The sequence below is a fragment of the Actinomycetota bacterium genome, assembly GCA_023488435.1.
Classification (GTDB): Bacteria; Actinomycetota; Coriobacteriia; order Anaerosomatales; family UBA912; genus UBA912.
Genome location: JAMDCK010000003.1, coordinates 1 through 17,455, shown reverse-complemented (window position 1 = coordinate 17,455; position 17,455 = coordinate 1). Strand labels below are relative to the sequence as shown.

Sequence of the window (17,455 nt, the reverse complement as noted above, 5' to 3'; positions counted from 1 at the left end):
CGGCAAGGTGAGCCCGACGTGCGCGGGGCATGTGGCCGCCGAGTTCGGCGACGAGGTGGACTTCATCCTCGACGGCGGCTGGTGCTCGGTGGGGCTGGAGTCGACGATCGTCGACCTGACGGGCGCCGCGCCGCGCGTGCTGCGGGTCGGGTCGGTCACGCTCGCCGACATCATGGCGGTCCTCGGGGAGCAGGCCAGCGCCGAGGAGGCAGCGGGGCCGACCGAAGCCGTCAAAGTGCCGGGCTCGCACCTCAAGCACTACTCGCCCGAGACGCCGCTGTGCCTCGTACCTGCCGAGGAGCTCTCCGCGCGCGTCGAGCAGGCGCTGGGTCTCGGGCGCAGGGTCGGCGTGATCGCGCGGACCGTCGCCGAGGATGCGCGGGTTGCCTCGGCGGGTGAGTGGGCGAGCATGCCCGAGGATGCGGAGGGCTACGGCCGACTGCTGTACGCGACGATGCGGGATCTCGATGGGTCGGGGTGCGAGGTCATCTTGGTCGAGACACCTCCGGTATCGCTGGAGTGGGAGGTTGTGATCGACCGCTTGACTCGGGCGGCCAGCGGCGGCCATTGCGACGAATAGAAATCGGGAACTCGGTGCGAGTTTTGGGTATCATGGAATGTGTGAGATCAAGTGCCTGCGTGGCTGCTGACAGTCGCGGGTAAGTCCAAGTAAGAGATTGTTTAGAAATCATTTAGACGGAGGCTGATCAGGTGGAGATGCACACTCGCAAGTTGGTCACGATCGTCACAGAGGCACTGGTAGAGGATCGGCTCACCAAGGAACTCGAGCAACTCGGCGTCCACGGGTTCACAATCACCGATGCCCGCGGCAAGGGCGAGCGGGGGGTGCGCAACGCACACCACGACTTCGCCGCCAACATCCGCATCGAGGTCGTCTGCGGTGCCGAAGTGGCCGATGCGGTCGTCCAGCACCTGGTCGACAGGTACTTCGAGAACTACGCGATCATCTGGTTCATGTCCGATGTCAGTGTTGTTCGGGCCGGCAAGTTCTCTTAGGCGAGGAGAAGCGCGATGACATCCCTTGTCGGCATAATCATGGGTTCGAAGTCCGACTGGGACACGATGCGCCATGCAGCCAAGACTCTCGATGAGCTCGGCATCGGTTATGAGACCGAGGTAGTCTCGGCACATCGCACTCCTGACAAGCTGTTCGCATACGCCGAAGAGGCCGGCGGCAGGGGCATCGAAGTCATCATCGCCGGTGCTGGCGGCGCAGCCCACCTGCCCGGCATGGTCGCGGCCAAAACGCAGCTCCCGGTGTTGGGCGTGCCCGTGAAGTCCAAGACGCTCAGGGGCATCGACTCGCTGCTTTCAATCGTGCAGATGCCCGCCGGCATCCCGGTTGCGACGCTGGCCATAGGCAAGGCGGGCGCGATCAACGCCGCACTGCTCTCAGCTGCGATCCTGGGCGGCAAGTATCCTGAGATCGCCGAGGCGCTCGCCGAGTATCGCGCGGCACAGACCGAGCGGGTGCTGGCCGATCCAGACCCGAGTCAGCCTGCCGAATGATAGTCGGCGTCATCGGGGGAGGCCAACTCGGCCGCATGATGGGGCTTGCGGGCCTCAACCTAGGTGTGCGCTTCGTGTTCCTCGACCCCGACCCTGATGCTTGCGCCCGTGACGTCGGCGAGCATCTGTGCGCCGGCTTCGACGACGCGCAGGCGCTGGACGCGCTGGCCAGCCGCGCCGACGTGCTCACATTCGACTTCGAGAACGTCCCCGAGACCAGCCTGGCGAGTCTTCAGGGGCGCGTGCGCGTCGCGCCTTGCGCCAGAGCGCTGGGCGTCTCGCAAGACCGCCGCCGCGAGAAGGAGCTCTTCCGAGAGCTAGGAATCCCGACAGCCGAGTTCCGGCTGGTAGACAGCGTCGACGGGCTCGCGCCTGCAATCGACGCCGTGGGACTCCCTGCGGTGCTCAAGACGCGCCGCCTGGGCTACGACGGCAAGGGACAGTCGGTCATCCGCTCGCACGACGAGGCCGCAGCCGCTTGGGAGGCGATCGGCGGCGTGCCCGCGATCCTCGAGGCGTTCGTGGAGTTCACACGCGAGGTCTCGGTGATCGCAGCGAGGGGCCGCGACGGCCAGACCGCGATCTACCCGCTATGCGAGAATGTGCATCGCGACGGTATCCTGCGCACCACGCGCCCGCGCCCGGGTGACCCGGCGAGTTCCTCGGCAGGGGAGATGATCTCGCGGCTGCTCGACGCACTCGACTACGTCGGCGTCCTGACGCTGGAGCTCTTCGACACGTGCGGCGGGCTCGTCGCCAACGAGTACGCGCCCAGGGTCCACAACTCGGGCCACTGGACGATCGAGGGCGCTCAGACCAGCCAGTTCGAGAACCACATCCGCGCGATCGCCGGGCTGCCGCTGGGGGAGACCTCGGTGGTCGAGACGTGCGCGATGCTCAACATCGTGGGAGCGATCCCACCTGCCGAGGAGGTCCTTGCGGTTCCGGGTGCGCATCTGCACCTGTACGGCAAGGCACCCCGTCCCGGCAGAAAGGTCGGGCACATCACGATCCGCTCGACCAGCGCCGAAGAGGTGGAGCAGGGGGTCGCCGCGCTCAGCGCGCTCGAGGGAGTGGGCTGAAGCGATGCCCGCACTCAGCAGCACTGCAGGCGGGAATGGCAGCGCGAGATCGGTGGCTCTCCCGGACCGAGTGACTCGCAACCGCAGACTTCTGCGGCTCTACATGGTGCTGTACGTCGTTGTGTCGAGCGCGCTTGTCGCAATCGCGGTGGTCGTCGGTACATACATTTCGGCGTTCCTCATCGCGGTGTTCATACGGAGTTACTGGCTAGCCGAGTTCGTCGTCTATCAGCTTCCGATCGCCCCGCTCATCACCGGCACCTTGTGGCTGGCCTGCGTGCCTGCATTCGCGGTGTGGTGCATCACCGCGACTCGCCGTCCGCTCAAGGAGATGCTACCTTGCCTGATGGCCCGGCCGGTCCAGAAAGGCGAGCTGCGCACAGCGAAATCCGCGCTGCACGATGCGGTCATAGCGTCAGGGATCCCCATGCCTCGGCTGGCGATCATAGAGTGTACTGCGATCAACGCCTTCGTGATCACGAAGGGAGCCGGCCCCGTGTGGATCGGAGTGACGCGGGGGCTCACCGAGCAACTCAGCCACGACGAGCTGAGCGCCGTGTTCGCTCACCTCGTCGCCCGCGTGCGCGACGGGTCGGCCACCACGAAGACCCTCATCGCGATGTTGTTCGCAGCCACCGCGCGGGCGGGCAAGGCGGGCGATGCGTTCGCTGAAGGGCTGGAGCCCGAAGTGGATGATAGGTTCCGTGCAGACGTGTTCAAGTCGTTCCTCGGACCACTGGTGTTCATGTACGGCGTCATCAGGTTGTTCTTGGGGATGTCGTCGGCGTTCATACTGGCGGGCTACCAGCGGGCCGCATCGCTGACGGCCGCGACCGCGGACGCCGATGCTATGATGCTCACGCGGGACCCGCGCGGCATGCTCTCCGCGCTCGAGAAGGTGCTTCCGGCGGACAATCGGCCGGGAAGTGTGTGGGACCCGCGCCTGCGCGAGGACGTGTTCGGGGCGCTCTTCTTCGCGTGGCCGACAGTGAGTCACTCGAAGGATCCCGAGCTCATCCGCATCCGCCGAATGCGGGAGATGCTGGGAGCGGCAGGGGCTTCGGGATAGCAACGGGAACGGCCCGATCAGGAATCCATGACATTGAATTCAGGAAGTGGTGGACAGTAATTGCGGGGGTTGCTATCATGGCACCGTCGTAACGAGCTGAGCGCCGTGTTCGCTCACCTCGTCGCCCGCGTGCGCGACGGGTCGGCCACCACGAAGACCCTCATCGCGATGTTGTTCGCAGCCACCGCGCGGGCGGGCAAGGCGGGCGATGCGTTCGCTGAAGGGCTGGAGCCCGAAGTGGATGATAGGTTCCGTGCAGACGTGTTCAAGTCGTTCCTCGGACCACTGGTGTTCATGTACGGCGTCATCAGGTTGTTCTTGGGGATGTCGTCGGCGTTCATACTGGCGGGCTACCAGCGGGCCGCATCGCTGACGGCCGCGACCGCGGACGCCGATGCTATGATGCTCACGCGGGACCCGCGCGGCATGCTCTCCGCGCTCGAGAAGGTGCTTCCGGCGGACAATCGGCCGGGAAGTGTGTGGGACCCGCGCCTGCGCGAGGACGTGTTCGGGGCGCTCTTCTTCGCGTGGCCGACAGTGAGTCACTCGAAGGATCCCGAGCTCATCCGCATCCGCCGAATGCGGGAGATGCTGGGAGCGGCAGGGGCTTCGGGATAGCAACGGGAACGGCCCGATCAGGAATCCATGACATTGAATTCAGGAAGTGGTGGACAGTAATTGCGGGGGTTGCTATCATGGCACCGTCGTACATGGGGCCGAAGGCCATTCGGTGGAGAATGGCGGAGTGTGCGAGAGGGGCTGGAATCCATGATTCAGGCAAGGTATACGATATTCGTTCCATTGATTTGTCTTCTGCTGATGGTTGCCGTCATTGCAACTCCAGCAGTACCGGCTGGGGCGAGAGGAGGAAACCCTGATGGTGGGCCATCAAGGAGTGAACGCGATTCCGAGTGGAGCTCAACTGAGGTACGCTGGAATCCAACGACCATTCATGGCAGAAGCCAGAGGGCTTATCAAAACCGCCTTAGGATGGTCGTGGCGAGACATACTGCCCATACAATTTGGACAATCGATCACAGAGGGACGCTGTTTTCGGCTCCCCACGGGGCTTTCAACGATGCGTGGACCGCTATTGGCTACTCGGTAAGTGCGAGAAGTGCTCGGTGGAACTGGTTCATCGGAGGGCTGAATGGTAGCGCTCAAAGCAATAACTCCGTGACATTCAGTTCAGGAATACCGACGCCTTGGGGTCCAGTAGCGGGCCAAACACTTGTGAGCCGTTGTTTGACAACGGTCAATGGTTGGAGCAGTACACCTACGGCGATTCGGTGGTTCCCCTAAGCCATAGAGCGGATGGAAGCCACGCTGGACTGCAATCATTAATCGAGTTATAAGGAAGGCTCCCATGTCGACAAGTCTAGTCAGCCAGGACGTGAAGATCAGGTTCGGGTCGAAAGAGGTGCTCCGAGGGTTTAGTTTCGAAGCTAGGCCCTCGGACATCGTTTTCATTGCGGGGCGCAACGGTGCCGGAAAGACCACCTGGATCAGGATTGCGACAGGACTCATGCGCTCGACATCGGGCCGCGTGTCGTATAACGGCCACAAGACGGTCAGTCATGATGGGGTCAGACTATCGGTGGTGTTTGATGAGCCGCCTGTGTACCCGACACTGACCGGTAAAGAGAACCTGAGGGCATTGGCGGGACTCAATAAGTTCGACGGTGTCGCTAAAGCCACCCTTGATAGCTTCCAGCTTGACCCGGCAATGCTGAAGATCAAAGCCGGCCACTACTCGTATGGGCAGAAGCACCGGTTATCGATGGCTGCGGCGATGTTGCGACAGCCAACGCATCTGTTCCTTGATGAGCCTGCGGATGGCCTGGATCCGGTGGCCTGGGGTCAGGTGGAGCAGGGCATCAGAAGCATGGCGTCAGGCGGCGCGACCGTGGTGTTGACGGGGCAAGATTTCGACCTGGTAGAATCGCTGGCCAGCAGGGTCGTCGTCCTGCATGAGGGAATCACAGCCTTCGAGGGTCCACCTGGCGAGCTGATCGGCAAGTTTCCGCCGAGTATCTTCGTGAGGGCGGATGACGTCGAGGCAATCAAGCGCATGTTTCCAGATGCCCGAAGAGTGGATCAGGAGGGGAGCCTGTTAGAGATAGTCTGTGCATCCGATGCCGACCTGGAGCAAGCCGCACTCAAGCTGCAACGAGCCCAGACGCCTTTGAAAGAGATGTATGTGCGTAAGAAGAGCCTGAAAGAGGCCTTCCTTGAGACCATAGGGGGTGCAGCATGAAAGGCCGCGACGTGCCTGGCATACTTGGGCCCCTCATGATCGAGGGTCGCTTGATATCGAAGATGCGGGCCACCATCGTGGTCTCACTGCTCCTGATCTTGATGTTGGGGTATGCACATTACTCAACCGCTACGAAAGCGATTTCCGAATCTCTTACCATCGAGGTGAATCTTGTTGCCTCATTAGGGGAAGACGAGTATCTGCGAATGGTGCAGGAGGGAGGATCGAACCCCGGATTCGTAGAGGCGATCAAAGGCGTCAAGCCTGTGACTGGTCCGAATCACGCACTCTCGTTCCTCGGGGCGCTGGCTCCTCTCCTGTTCGCGGCTTGGGGCGCACTGATCGTGGGCAACGAGTTCGTGTGGCGCACGGCCAAATTGCGCGCTGTACATAGCGGCTGGACTGATACCGTCATCAACAAGATGGTTGTTATAGTGCTTGCCGGTGCTGCTGTGGCTGTTGCGGGAGCATTGCTCGGGTGGGTGGGTGGCCTGGCGGCCTGGGGTGCTATCGTCGGACAGACCATCACTCCAGAGCTCATCACCGGGATCCCCATTGTTCCGCCGTTGTGGCACCAGATACTGGTGATCTCGATCGGCCTTGCATTTTACGGGTTGCTCGGCGGCTTCATCGCTCTGGCTTTACGAAGCCCCGTGGTCGGAGCCATCAGCGGGTTTGCCGTGCCATACATTGAAGCCACCCTAGTGCAATCGATGCCGGTATGGTGGTTGCCACATTCGGCATTCGGCGAACTGATGGCGGCGGCTTTCGTCTATTCGGGGTATTCCGCGGTCATGGTCTTCCCCAACCCCGCCTTCGAGGACTTCCACGCGCTATTCCATTGGGCTGTCATGGGCGGGTGGATCCTGCTCGTCAGCGTTTCTATGATAATTTTGTCCAGAAGACAGCAGATCACCTGAGAGATGCGGTATATGGGTCTGACTCCCGGCTGCATCGGTTGGCCGATAGCAGAAGGAGGCTTCACATGGACAAGACCTTACTTGCCGAGGAGATCAAAGGAGCGATGCGCTCAGGCGACAAGACGCGCCTGACGATCCTTCGCCTCGTGAAGAACGAGATCGACACACGCGAGAAGGACACCGGCGAGACCCTGGGCGATGCGGATGTACTCGCAGCGCTCAAGAAGGTGCTCAAGCAGACCTCCGAAACGCTGGAGGGCTCGATCAAAGCCGGGACCGACGCCGCGCGCACCGAAGCGCTGCAGGAGCGGGTCGACATCCTCTCCGGATACCTGCCCGCGCAGATCAGCGGCTCCGAGCTGGAGGCGGTCGTTGCGAGCGTGCTAGCGCAAGGCGGATTCGCCGAGAAGCGCGACATGGGCCGTGCGATCGCCGCGGTGGTCGAGGCCACCGGCGGCAACTGCGACAAGGCCGAGGTCGCCAAGCTCGTCGGCGCGAGACTGTCGTAGGCTGGCGCTTGAGCCGGGTCGGTTTTCTCGGCAGGCAGGAGAAGGATTCGGTTTGATTCTGGCAAGAGCAGGTGCGTATGCTCCAGACTATCGAGTAGTCGGGCGAGAGAGGGGCCCATGGAACTCACCGAGTCTGAGATTGATCGACTGATTAACTGCTGCAAGACGATCACCGACCCGCCGCGCAGAGATATGGCCGAGGAGAATGGGCACAGGCGCAATGACTTCAGATGCGCTGCGATCGACGGCGATGAGCGGTTTCGAGTCTTCATGCGTCAAAACGTGAAGTTTCCCGACTCCTTCAGCGTGGGGTTGGTTCATCGAATGCCCGGGGGTACCGAGATCACCTTGTTCCGGTGTAACGGACCTCACGGCGAGGTCTTGGAAGATCCACGCGGCGGGGCTAGCAAGCCACACTTTGGATTCCATGTTCACCGTGCATCTGTGATCAACATCGCGAGTGGTAGATCGCCCGAGGCTGGCGGTGCGATCACCAAGGAGTATGGTACCTTTGAAGATGCGGTGACGTATTTCTTGGACCGGTGTGGAATCGTTGATGCACAGAGTCACTTCCCGCAGCTTGGAAACCGGACTTACTAGCTGGAGGCATCGTGGACTATCTGAGCCTGCTGAAGGCGCAGTTCAATGACAGGGTCGACTTCCGGTCACGCGATGAACGCGTGCTCCAGCTCGTCGCCCCTCTTTATCATGAAGATGGCGACATGATCGACATCTTCCTGGAAGAGTCGCTCGCGGACCCTTCTCGCATAAGGGTCTCAGACTACGGCATGACGTTGATGCGGCTCTCGTATTCGTACGACCTGAACACGCCGAACAAGGAGCGGCTGTTCCAGCGCATCCTTGCGGAGAATGGTGTTCAGTTCGAGAACGGCAACATCTTCTTGGAGACGTCGCCAACACATCTTTATCCCGCAATCCTCCAGTTCGCGCAGGTGGTGGGCAAAGTCTCGAACATGCGCATGTATCGTCGCGAGACCGTGCAGAGCTTGTTCTACGAGATGTTGGCGGAGTTCGTGGAGGAATCACTCGGCGAGTTTCACCCGAGCGAGAGGATCCTGCCGATTCCGGAACGGGACGACCTGGAGGTCGATTTCGAGTTCGATATACGACCGCACCCCATATACCTTTTCGGAGTAAAGGACGCGACCAAAGCGAGACTTGCAACGATCTCCATGCTGGAGTTCCAGAAGCAGCAGTTAGCCTTCAAGGGCTATGTCGTGCACGAGGATTTCGACGGGCTACCCAAGAAGGATCGTGCCAGGATAACCAGTGCCGCGGACAAGCAGTTCGTATCACTTGAAGACTTCAAAGAGAATGCCGAGCGGGTTTTACGTCTGGAGGTTGCATGAACGATCAGCCACGACCGTCATACACCAGTCTCGCCTGGCTCGAGCGACTCGTCTCGCTGCCCGAGGAGTACCTCGACGAGGTCGGCTTCTATCTGGAGCTGCTCGAGGAGCACGCCGGGCTCACCTCCGGCGAGATGCTGCACCTGGGATGCGGAGCAGGTGCACACGACGTCACCTTCAAGCAGCGCTTCCGCATCACCGGCGTCGACATCGCGCAGGAGATGCTCGATATCGCACGCGAACGCAACCCTGAGGCCACGTACCTGCTCGGCGATATGCGCGACTTAGCGCTGGGCAGGACCTTCGATGTCGTGGCGATCCCCGACTCGATCGACTACATGGCCACGCCGGCCGACCTCGCCCGCGCACTCGCGACCGCCCGCGCGCACCTGACACCCGGCGGCGTCTTGCTGATCACCGCGAAGGTCGCCGAGGAGTTCCGCGACAACAACTTCGTGTACACGGGCGCCAAGGACGACGTCGCGGTCACCATCTTCGAGAACAACCACGTACTCCGAGACACCCCCGACGCCTACGAGGCCACCATCGTGTACCTCATCCGCCGAGGAGACCAGCTCGAGACGCACGTTGACGTGCAGCGACTGGGCATCTTCTCGGAGGCGAAGTGGCTCGCACTCTTCGAGCAGGCTGGCTTCAGCGTGCAGCACTTCCCGCTGCTGGGTATCTACGAGCCGTTCATTCTGGGCGAGGGCGAGTATCCGATGCGAGTGTATATCGCGCGGGCCGGGGAGGCTTCGGTTGGGTGACCACTGGCGGGTGGCAGAGTTAGAGGTCGTCCTCTCGACAGGGTGGAAGGTCTCCATCGCGCTCGCCAAGTCGATCCTGATCTCCGCGGACATCGAACATGCAGTCCACAACGAGGCCGTCCAGGATATGTTCGGCATTGGCGCGTTGCCAAAGGACCTGAATCTCGTCACTGGACCGGTGCAGATCCTGGTCCGCAGCGAGGACGCCGCTGACGCGCGCGCCTTGCTTTCGGGACTCGAATCCCACGAAAGCTCCGAAATTCAGTCTTTGCCCGCAGACGATCGGCCCGAGGACTCCGAGGGCGGCGCTTTCTATCGGCTGGTACCAGTCGTGACCAGGATCGTGATCGTGGTGTGGCTCATCTATTACGGGTTTGCATTCGCCAGCTCGATCATAGGTCTGCTGCTGTTCTGACAGCGTGACCGCGTGCGGCCTCAAGCAGGACTGAGTCCCAGCAGCAGCCTGACCACAGCGTGCGCCTGATGCGCCGCTGCCACCGTGACCCGCGAGGACATCAGCGGGTGGCCGAGGCGGACATCGGCGGTGTGATCGCCGATCAGCCAGCAGTTCTCGGCGAGCTGTTCGGTCACGATGCAATTCGCCGAAGCACAACCGGCAAGTCCTGATGCGGCCACGAGCGGGATGTCGGATAGGCGCTTGGACCACTCGTTGATGATGAGCGCCTTGGTCTCGGCGCCGTCGACGGCTTCGACGATCACGTCGGGCCTGCCTAGGAGCTGCTCGAAGTTCTCGGCGGTCAGGACCTCAGGGATGAGCGTCAGCGACACGCGGGGGTCGATGCGGCGCAGGGTGACCGCGAGCGCTTCGACCTTGAGATCGCCCAGCTGGTCGCGGAAGAAGAGCTGGCGGTTGAGGTTGGACTCCTCGATCCGGTCGAAGTCGATGATTGTCATCTCGAGCACGCCCGAGCGCAGCAGCATCGAGGCGATGTTGCTGCCAAGCCCTCCGGCGCCGATGATCGCCACCCGCGAGGCGGCGAGACGCGCGCGTACGGCCGCGTCGTCGGGTATGGGCTCGGGCGCGGGCACCACCGCTAGCCGCCCGCCACCGGCGGGAAGATAGCGAGGCGCTGGCCGCCGAGAAGGACGGCGTCCTCCTCGGCGTGTTTGCCATCGACGAAGATGATGCGGGGCTGATCGGGCAGCCCCAGCATCGTTATCACTTGTGCGATTGTGGTCCCATCGGCGAGTTCGTAGGTGCGCGTGCGTCCACCCGGAACCTCGGGCAGATGCAGCTCCGAAAGCGACGCGAACAGCGCGATATCCACCTTCATCTCGCGAGACCTTTCACCGCAGCCGGGCTATGCGATTCCCATGGACTTCGCCGTCTCGGGCACGAAATCGTAGAGCGAGTCGATCTCCGCGTCCGTGACCTGGAAGACGATGTTGTGCGGCGGCAGCTTGTCGGTGTGGAAGAACTCCGGCAGACGGTCGTCGGCAGGGGCGAATCCGGCGCGCTCGTTGAAGATGCGCTCGAGGGCGAGCGTCTCCTTGCCGAGCTGCATGAGCTCGTCGACGCCCCATGTCTCGCCCGTGTGCGCCTGGGTCATCTCGTGGATCGCGGTGAAGGCCTCGGGGATATCGAGGACCGGGAACGCCACGAAGATGCAAAGCCCCAGCGAGTCGAGCATCGCCGTTGCAATCTGCAGGTTGCGCGAAAGCTCGACCTGGCCTTCGGGCTTCAAGGGATCGACGTCGCCGCCGACCTTCAGGATGTTCGTCGCCACCGCGTATCCGGCGGTGTGGTCGGCGCCCATCGTCGAGGTCGCGTACGTCACGCCGATGCCCATGACAGTGCGCGGGTCGTACGCGGGCAGCGCCTGGCCCTTGACCACGGGAATCCGCTTGGCCCCGAACGCCTTGCCCGTCGCCTCGGCGCCATCGCCGATCACGCGTGTGGGCGAGCCGGGCTCGAAGATGCTGCGCAGCGCCTTGATCGCGCCTTCCGAATCGCCGAAGGCGAGCTGCCCGGAGTCCATGTAGACCGCCATGGTCGCGCCGGTCTCGATCGTGTCGATACCGAAGTCGCCACAGATGCGGTCGAGCTCGGCGATCGCATCGAGGTCGTCGATCCCACAGTCAGCGCCGAAGGACCACACGGTCTCGTACTCCGGCCCCTTGGTCTTGTAGTTGCCAGCCTTGTCGACCCAGTAACGCGAGCACTGGATCACGCAACCGGTGTGGCAGCCGTGCTTGACGTCACCGCCGCGTTCGAGCGTGATCTCACGCTGACGCTCGCCGGAGGTCGCCTCGGCGCCCTCGAACGAACCTGTCGAGAAGTTGCGCGTGGGCAGGCCGCCTGCCTCGGAAAGTATGTTGGTGAGCACGTTGGTACCGTACGTCGGTAGCCCCTGGCCGGAGACCGGGTGCTCCCGCAGCGCATTAGCGAAGCGGCGCATCGCGGCGTTGAAAGCCTCTTTGTCCGCGTGCGGATTGTTGGCGAGACCCTTGTCGGAGATCACGATCGCCTTGAGGCCCTTGCTGCCCATGACCGCGCCCAGACCGCCGCGGCCGGCGAACCGGTTGGGTAGACCCTTCATGTCGGAGAACGCGATGCCCGCGCTCTTCATGCCAGCTTCGCCGGCGGGGCCGTTGGTGATCGTCGAGTAGCGGTCATCTGCGGGGCGTAGCGGTTTGATGGCGTCGGTGGTGGCGTAGTTGTCGAGACCCTTCCACTCGTCAACGCGGCTGAGTGCAGCCGAGCCGTCGGCGTCGATCGTGAGCATGTAGAGCGCGGATGGGTCGGCGGGCTTGCCCGTGATCACCAGCGCCGAGATGCCGATGCGGCCCATCGCATGCGCGGCTTGGCCGCCGGAGTTCGATTCCTTGATGCCGCCCGTGAGCGGGCTTTTCGCTCCGACCGACATGCGCCCGCCGTTGGGCGCGGTCGTCCCCCCGAGAACGCCCGGCGCGAAGACGAGCACGTTGTCGGGACCGAGCGGATCGGCGGTGGGAGGTACCTCTTTGAAGACGATCGCCGAGGTCAGAGCCCGGCCCCCGTAACGCGCCCACTGTTCGGGTAGCGCCTCCGTGGTGATGGATAGATCAGACATGTTCACGCGAAGAACTTTCTGCATTCCAACCTCCTTTAGGAAACACGCTCGAGTCGAGCGACAACAACGGCGTCCAAGGCAACATGATTCGCCTACGCATATATTCCCAAAGCGACTGCATAGTATCAAGAATCGCGCGATTTACCCGCAGAATACAGTCCGAGCGTGAAGCGGTGCGGACCCGGCGTGCCGACAGGGACGAACGCGACCCGGTCACCCGGCAGCACAGTGTGATCCAGGCCGTACACGGTGTGGTTCACGAATACGCCCTCGATAAGGTCGGTGTCGAGCCCGAGCGAGTTCGCGATCTGCAGGGCCGTAATGCCCGAGGCCCCGACATCCAGGGCCAGCGTCGTGAGCCCATCATGTTGGATGGCCTGCTCCCGCAAGATACCGAACAGTCGCACTGTGACAGGGTCTGAAGTCGCCATCCTGGGATTAACCTTTCGAAAGCGTTTTCGGCCGATGATTGCTATAATATCAGCCAGTGATGGTGCGGACATACGCACCGGGGGTGATTGGTGGAACTCGATGAGTGACCGGAGCACGGCAAACGAGGATAGGCGGTCGAAGAGCAACCTGCTGTTCGGGCTATTGTTCTTGGTGGTTCTGTTGATCGTCTTTTGGCTTCTCTGGAGCTGGTGGCAGACGCAGGAGCGAGCTGCCGACCGTGTCGCACAAGCCGAGGAGCTGATCGCTGTCCCCGATGTCGTCGGCATCAGGCGCTCGGCAGCGGTCAATCGCCTCAACATCTTAGGATTCCAAGCCGACTATCGATCCGACACCACCGTCGATGCCCGACCCGGTGACGTTGCTGTCCAAGATCCTCCTGCTGGCACGTTGGTCGAGCGCGGCTCGTTAGTGCGCCTGACAATAAGCGCCGCATCGGCAACGGTAGTATCCCCGCTGTTTCCGGAGGAGTTTGGTGACGAGCGGCGTGTTCCCAACGTCATGGGCTGGACCGAGCGGACAGCCATCAACCAACTCGAAACCGCCGGCTTCAGGGTCTCTGTCAGCGAAGGTTACAGCGATAGCTTCTCGCCCGATGCCGTGATGCGCCAGCGTCCGTCCGGTGGCACGACACTCACGGTCGGTTCCACCGTCGCCATCACGATGTCGCTTGGCACCAGACCCGTAGGTAGGATTCCGGCCCCGGACGTCATGGGTCTCACGGAGTCGGCGGCGGTGGCACGGATCCGCGCGGCCGGCCTGCGAGCGGTACCCACTTATCAGCCCGCCGACGATAACAGGATCGGACTCGTCAACGACCAGACACCCTTCGCAGGGGAGCGCATCCGCACGGACGGCACCGTCATCATCGTCGTGGGGGTAGCTAGATAGCTGTTTCGCCCGGGCTCGAGGTGACACGAAAGCCTCGCGTGTGTATAATCAGCATCAAGCATACACACATTGGAGGCTGATATGCGAACCAACATCGTGATCGATGATGCCCTCATGGCTGAAGCGCTAAAGGCCACCGGGCTCAAGACCAAGCGGGAGGCCGTCGAGCTCGGCTTGAAAACGCTGGTCAGGCTCGAGAATCAGGCCGCCATCAAGGCACATCGAGGCAAGCTTGCCTGGGAAGGCGACCTTGATGAGCTGAGGCTCGATCGGTGATCGTAGTCGACTCCAGTGTCTGGATCGATTACTTCAACGGCGTGGTCTGTCCGGAAACAGATACGCTTCATTCACTTCTCGGAATCGAACCTGTGGCCCTGGGAGACGTGATTCTTGCCGAGGTTCTACAAGGTTTTCGCAGCGATGCCGATTACAAAACCGCAAAGCATCTGATGAGCTCATTGATTGTTGTAGAGATGCTCGGTGAAGCCAACGCCATCAAATGTGCCGAGAATTACAGGGCCCTTCGCAAACACGGCATCACCGTACGCAAGACGATCGATGTCTTCATAGCCACATATTGCATCGAGAACAGGTGCCCGTTGCTCTTTCGGGACCAGGACTTCGTGCCCTTTGTTGAACACTTGCAGTTGAGGCCCGTGCGCACAAGCTAGCGCAAGGGCTCCCAGCCCCAGCGCGCCTGCTTTGCCATCGCCCGCGTTCTCGTGTAACCTCTCATGGCCATCCCCCCAATCGAATCCGGAGTACCCATGCGCGCCAACGACGTCCGAAACATCGCGATCATCGCTCATGTCGACCACGGCAAGACGACACTGGTCGACCGCCTTCTGCAGTCCACTCAGGTCTTCCGAGACAACCAGGAAGTCCAGGAGCGAGTCTTGGACTCCAACGACCAGGAGCGCGAGCGCGGGATCACCATCCTCGCGAAAAACATCGCCGTTAGCTGGCGCGACATCAAGATCAACATCATCGACACCCCCGGGCACGCCGACTTCGGCGGCGAGGTCGAGCGCGTCCTCAAGATGGCCGACGGCTGCCTGCTCATCGTTGACGCCTTCGAGGGCCCCATGCCCCAGACGCGCTTCGTGCTGCGGCACGCCCTGCGCCACGGCCTCAAGCCCATGGTCGTCGTCAACAAGATCGACCGCCCAGGCTCGCGCCCGCACGAGGTCATCGGCGATGTCTTCGATCTCATGGTCGAACTCGGCGCGGATGATGCCCAGCTCGACTTCCCGATCATCTACACGAGCGCGGTCAACGGCTACGCGCGGCACGAGCCCGACGACGGCAACGCCGACATGGCCCCGCTGCTCGACGCGATCCTCGAGCACATCCCCGCACCCGACGTGGACCAGGAAGGCGCGGTCGCGATGCAGGTATGCACGATCGACTACTCGGATTACGTGGGCCGGATCGCGATCGGCCGCGTGTTCTCGGGCACATTGCGCTTGGGCGACCGCATCCTGATCATCAAGAACGACGGCACGCGCTACCAGGCATCGGTCAAGCAGCTTTTCACCTTCGAGGCCCTGGGACGGGCGGAAGCCGCCAGCGTGCACGCGGGCGACATCTGCGCTGTGGTCGGCGTCGAAGACGTCGAGATCGGCGATATGTTCACCTGCCGAAACAACCCGGTCACGCTCGACCCGATCCACATCGAGGAGCCGACCATGGCCGTCGTATTCGCAGCGAACACCAGCCCGCTGGTGGGCCGCGAGGGCGACATCGTGGGCGCTCGGCAGATCAAGGAGAGGCTCTTCAAGGAGGCCGAGTCCAACATCTCGATGCGGATCGCCGAGACACCCGAGCGCGACGGCGTCGAAGTCGCCGGCCGAGGCGTGCTGCACCTGTCGGTGCTCATGGAGACGATGCGCCGCGAAGGCTACGAGTTCCAGGTCGGCCGCCCGCGCGTGATCCTCAAGAAGGAAGGCGGCGTCACGCTCGAGCCGATCGAGCAGGCGGTCGTCGACGTGCCGTCGGCGTATGCGGGTAAGGTCATCGAGATCTTCGGATCGGCTGGCGGCGAGATGATCGACATGATCCAGCGCGACGAGCAGGTCCACCTCGAATTCCGCATCCCCAGCCGCGGCGTCATGGGGCTGCGCACGCGCATCCTCAACGGAACGCGCGGCGAGGCCGTGTTCTTCCACCGCTTCCACGAGTACGGGCCGTACCGCGGCGAGCTGGGCGGGCGCAACGCCGGTTCGCTCATCGCGATGACCACCGAGAAGGCCGTCGCGTACGCGCTCGACGCGCTGCAGACGCGCGGGAAGCTCTTCGTGTCGCCGGGCGACATGTGCTACGAGGGCATGATCGTTGGCGAGCACTCGAAAGACAACGACCTCGTGGTCAACGTGGCCAAGGCCAAGCAGCTCACCAACATCCGCGCCGCCGGTGCCGACAAGGGCATCCAGCTCGCGCCGCCGGTCACGTTCACGCTGGAAGAGGCGCTCGAGTACATCGAGGACGACGAGCTCGTGGAGGTCACCCCCCAAAGCATCCGGCTACGCAAGCGGCTGCTGGGCGAAAAGGACCGCAAGCGCGCAGGCCGCACGCCTTAGGCCACCCATTAGTCCTTTGCCAGGGATCTCCGTCTGTGGCCGCATACTACGAGCACAGTCTGCCAGTCAGCCATAGCCAGCGCCTCTCTCCTAGCGCCTGTGGCTCCAGTAGAATGGCCGACGGCGGTCGTGGGCTACGGCCAGCACGCAAATTACGCTGTCGACGACAGAGAACATCACTGAATATGGGAATCGTTCCACCCTCATTTTGCGGACCCGCCCTCGTATCGCAACAGCCGACTCAGGATATTGCTGAACATGCTCGACCGCATGCTGCACGGCCGAGACGAACCCCTCACCTAAGGAGATACGCTCCATAGCGTAGAACGCAACGGCCTCGTCGAACTCAGCTTGGGCGTCCTCGTGGAAACTGACGTCTGGACTCAACGCAGGCGAGCACGTGCGGCTGAGAAGACCTCGTCAGCCGGAATGAGGCGAGCCGTGCCGGCGTCGAGCTCAGCATCACGACGCATGGCCTCTTCAATCCACAACTGTTCGAGCTCAGCCTCACTAAGCTCATCGAGGCTGACAATCAGATCAGATGCAAGTTGCGCTCGCTCGCTGGGACCTAAACGGAGAGCCTCAGTCTTGATTTCGTCGATAGTCATGGTGACTCACCTCATCTTCGTACAACTACTCATCAATCCTACACCGCGGCAGCGAGTGGAGCCAAGGGAAAATGCCATCCCTGGTCAGGACGAGGAACCTCGCATGGTGTTGGTCGCCGTCCGTTGGGGCATCGCCTCGATGACAGTGGCCAGGTAGTCCTTCACTGTGAGAACTCCTCTCTCTCGATGCGCGCAAGCTCGGCGATGTTGGCAGCGAAGCGGGTCACCTTGCGACTCGCGAATCGCTCCGCGTACCGCAGCAGCCTAGCCTCATCGATCATGTCAAGGTGCTGCAGCCGTAGTTCGCGCGCAAACCCAGGTGCGTCGGACCCGCTCCTCAGATACGCCA

24 protein-coding genes are annotated in these 17,455 nt (G+C 62.3%); 17 read left to right on the top strand and 7 right to left on the bottom strand.

From position 1 onward, the window contains the following. The first annotated feature begins 7 nt into the window (after positions 1-7). The 13 genes from M1617_00350 (at position 8) to M1617_00290 (ending at position 9,919) form a co-directional block, all read left to right on the top strand. The gene (locus M1617_00350; protein MCL5886751.1) at positions 8-580 is read left to right on the top strand and encodes a Sua5/YciO/YrdC/YwlC family protein; all 573 of its coding nucleotides are present in this window, start codon (positions 8-10) and stop codon (positions 578-580) included. 131 nt (positions 581-711) lie between these two features. Then, positions 712-1,017, top strand: coding sequence for a transcriptional regulator (locus tag M1617_00345; GenBank protein MCL5886750.1), 306 nt, complete (start codon positions 712-714; stop codon positions 1,015-1,017). Positions 1,018-1,032: 15 nt separating this feature from the next. Then, positions 1,033-1,530: a 5-(carboxyamino)imidazole ribonucleotide mutase gene (gene purE / locus M1617_00340; GenBank protein ID MCL5886749.1), complete on the top strand. Its 498-nt coding sequence runs from the start codon at positions 1,033-1,035 to the stop codon at positions 1,528-1,530. Beyond that, complete coding sequence (locus M1617_00335; GenBank protein MCL5886748.1) at positions 1,527-2,612, top strand: 5-(carboxyamino)imidazole ribonucleotide synthase; 1,086 nt, start codon at positions 1,527-1,529, stop codon at positions 2,610-2,612. Before purE ends, M1617_00335 begins: the two co-directional genes overlap by 4 nt. A gap of 4 nt (positions 2,613-2,616) precedes the next feature. After that, positions 2,617-3,681, top strand: a complete 1,065-nt coding sequence (locus M1617_00330) for a M48 family metalloprotease (GenBank protein ID MCL5886747.1) — start codon at positions 2,617-2,619, stop codon at positions 3,679-3,681. Positions 3,682-3,786: 105 nt separating this feature from the next. After that, positions 3,787-4,299: a hypothetical protein gene (locus tag M1617_00325; protein MCL5886746.1), complete on the top strand. Its 513-nt coding sequence runs from the start codon at positions 3,787-3,789 to the stop codon at positions 4,297-4,299. A gap of 748 nt (positions 4,300-5,047) precedes the next feature. Next, on the top strand, positions 5,048-5,938 hold the full coding sequence (locus M1617_00320) for an ABC transporter ATP-binding protein (protein MCL5886745.1): 891 nt from the start codon (positions 5,048-5,050) through the stop codon (positions 5,936-5,938). Next, positions 5,935-6,858: a hypothetical protein gene (locus M1617_00315; GenBank protein MCL5886744.1), complete on the top strand. Its 924-nt coding sequence runs from the start codon at positions 5,935-5,937 to the stop codon at positions 6,856-6,858. The genes M1617_00320 and M1617_00315 overlap by 4 nt, the downstream gene beginning before the upstream one ends. Before the next feature lie 65 nt (positions 6,859-6,923). Beyond that, positions 6,924-7,367, top strand: a complete 444-nt coding sequence (locus M1617_00310; protein MCL5886743.1) for a GatB/YqeY domain-containing protein — start codon at positions 6,924-6,926, stop codon at positions 7,365-7,367. Between the two features lie 117 nt (positions 7,368-7,484). Further along, a complete protein-coding gene (locus tag M1617_00305; protein ID MCL5886742.1) occupies positions 7,485-7,967 on the top strand; it encodes a hypothetical protein in 483 nt (160 codons plus the stop codon). 11 nt (positions 7,968-7,978) lie between these two features. Then, entirely contained in the window at positions 7,979-8,737 is a 759-nt protein-coding gene (locus tag M1617_00300) for a DUF1828 domain-containing protein (GenBank protein MCL5886741.1), read from the top strand. Further along, positions 8,734-9,504, top strand: coding sequence for a class I SAM-dependent methyltransferase (locus tag M1617_00295; GenBank protein ID MCL5886740.1), 771 nt, complete (start codon positions 8,734-8,736; stop codon positions 9,502-9,504). Before M1617_00300 ends, M1617_00295 begins: the two co-directional genes overlap by 4 nt. Beyond that, positions 9,497-9,919 carry a DUF2007 domain-containing protein gene (locus tag M1617_00290; GenBank protein ID MCL5886739.1) on the top strand — a complete coding sequence of 141 codons (423 nt, stop codon included), beginning with the start codon at positions 9,497-9,499 and terminating at the stop codon, positions 9,917-9,919. Before M1617_00295 ends, M1617_00290 begins: the two co-directional genes overlap by 8 nt. A gap of 20 nt (positions 9,920-9,939) precedes the next feature. Here M1617_00290 and thiF read toward each other — a convergent pair whose 3' ends face one another. The 4 genes from thiF to M1617_00270 form a co-directional block, all read right to left on the bottom strand. Continuing rightward, positions 9,940-10,557 (bottom strand): sulfur carrier protein ThiS adenylyltransferase ThiF, encoded by a 618-nt coding sequence (gene thiF, locus M1617_00285; GenBank protein MCL5886738.1) that lies wholly within the window; start codon positions 10,555-10,557, stop codon positions 9,940-9,942. 2 nt (positions 10,558-10,559) lie between these two features. Then, positions 10,560-10,799 (bottom strand): MoaD/ThiS family protein, encoded by a 240-nt coding sequence (locus M1617_00280; GenBank protein ID MCL5886737.1) that lies wholly within the window; start codon positions 10,797-10,799, stop codon positions 10,560-10,562. 27 nt (positions 10,800-10,826) lie between these two features. Further along, entirely contained in the window at positions 10,827-12,602 is a 1,776-nt protein-coding gene (locus M1617_00275) for an aldehyde ferredoxin oxidoreductase (protein MCL5886736.1), read from the bottom strand. A gap of 101 nt (positions 12,603-12,703) precedes the next feature. Beyond that, on the bottom strand, positions 12,704-13,009 hold the full coding sequence (locus tag M1617_00270) for a MoaD/ThiS family protein (protein ID MCL5886735.1): 306 nt from the start codon (positions 13,007-13,009) through the stop codon (positions 12,704-12,706). A 100-nt stretch (positions 13,010-13,109) separates the two neighbouring features. On the opposite strand from M1617_00270, the gene M1617_00265 reads away from it, so the two are divergent. The 4 genes from M1617_00265 (at position 13,110) to typA (ending at position 16,498) form a co-directional block, all read left to right on the top strand. Further along, on the top strand, positions 13,110-13,919 hold the full coding sequence (locus tag M1617_00265) for a PASTA domain-containing protein (GenBank protein MCL5886734.1): 810 nt from the start codon (positions 13,110-13,112) through the stop codon (positions 13,917-13,919). An 81-nt stretch (positions 13,920-14,000) separates the two neighbouring features. Next, the gene (locus M1617_00260) at positions 14,001-14,195 is read left to right on the top strand and encodes a type II toxin-antitoxin system VapB family antitoxin (GenBank protein MCL5886733.1); all 195 of its coding nucleotides are present in this window, start codon (positions 14,001-14,003) and stop codon (positions 14,193-14,195) included. After that, positions 14,192-14,590: a PIN domain nuclease gene (locus M1617_00255; protein ID MCL5886732.1), complete on the top strand. Its 399-nt coding sequence runs from the start codon at positions 14,192-14,194 to the stop codon at positions 14,588-14,590. Before M1617_00260 ends, M1617_00255 begins: the two co-directional genes overlap by 4 nt. Positions 14,591-14,686: 96 nt before the next feature. Further along, positions 14,687-16,498, top strand: coding sequence for a translational GTPase TypA (typA, locus tag M1617_00250; protein ID MCL5886731.1), 1,812 nt, complete (start codon positions 14,687-14,689; stop codon positions 16,496-16,498). 90 nt (positions 16,499-16,588) lie between these two features. Here typA and M1617_00245 read toward each other — a convergent pair whose 3' ends face one another. The 3 genes from M1617_00245 to M1617_00235 all read right to left on the bottom strand — a co-directional run. Beyond that, positions 16,589-16,885, bottom strand: a complete 297-nt coding sequence (locus M1617_00245; protein ID MCL5886730.1) for a type II toxin-antitoxin system RelE/ParE family toxin — start codon at positions 16,883-16,885, stop codon at positions 16,589-16,591. Continuing rightward, a complete protein-coding gene (locus M1617_00240) occupies positions 16,882-17,106 on the bottom strand; it encodes an addiction module protein (GenBank protein ID MCL5886729.1) in 225 nt (74 codons plus the stop codon). Before M1617_00240 ends, M1617_00245 begins: the two co-directional genes overlap by 4 nt. Positions 17,107-17,267: 161 nt before the next feature. Then, positions 17,268-17,455: hypothetical protein (locus M1617_00235; GenBank protein MCL5886728.1), on the bottom strand; the 188-nt coding region annotated here is incomplete at its 5' end.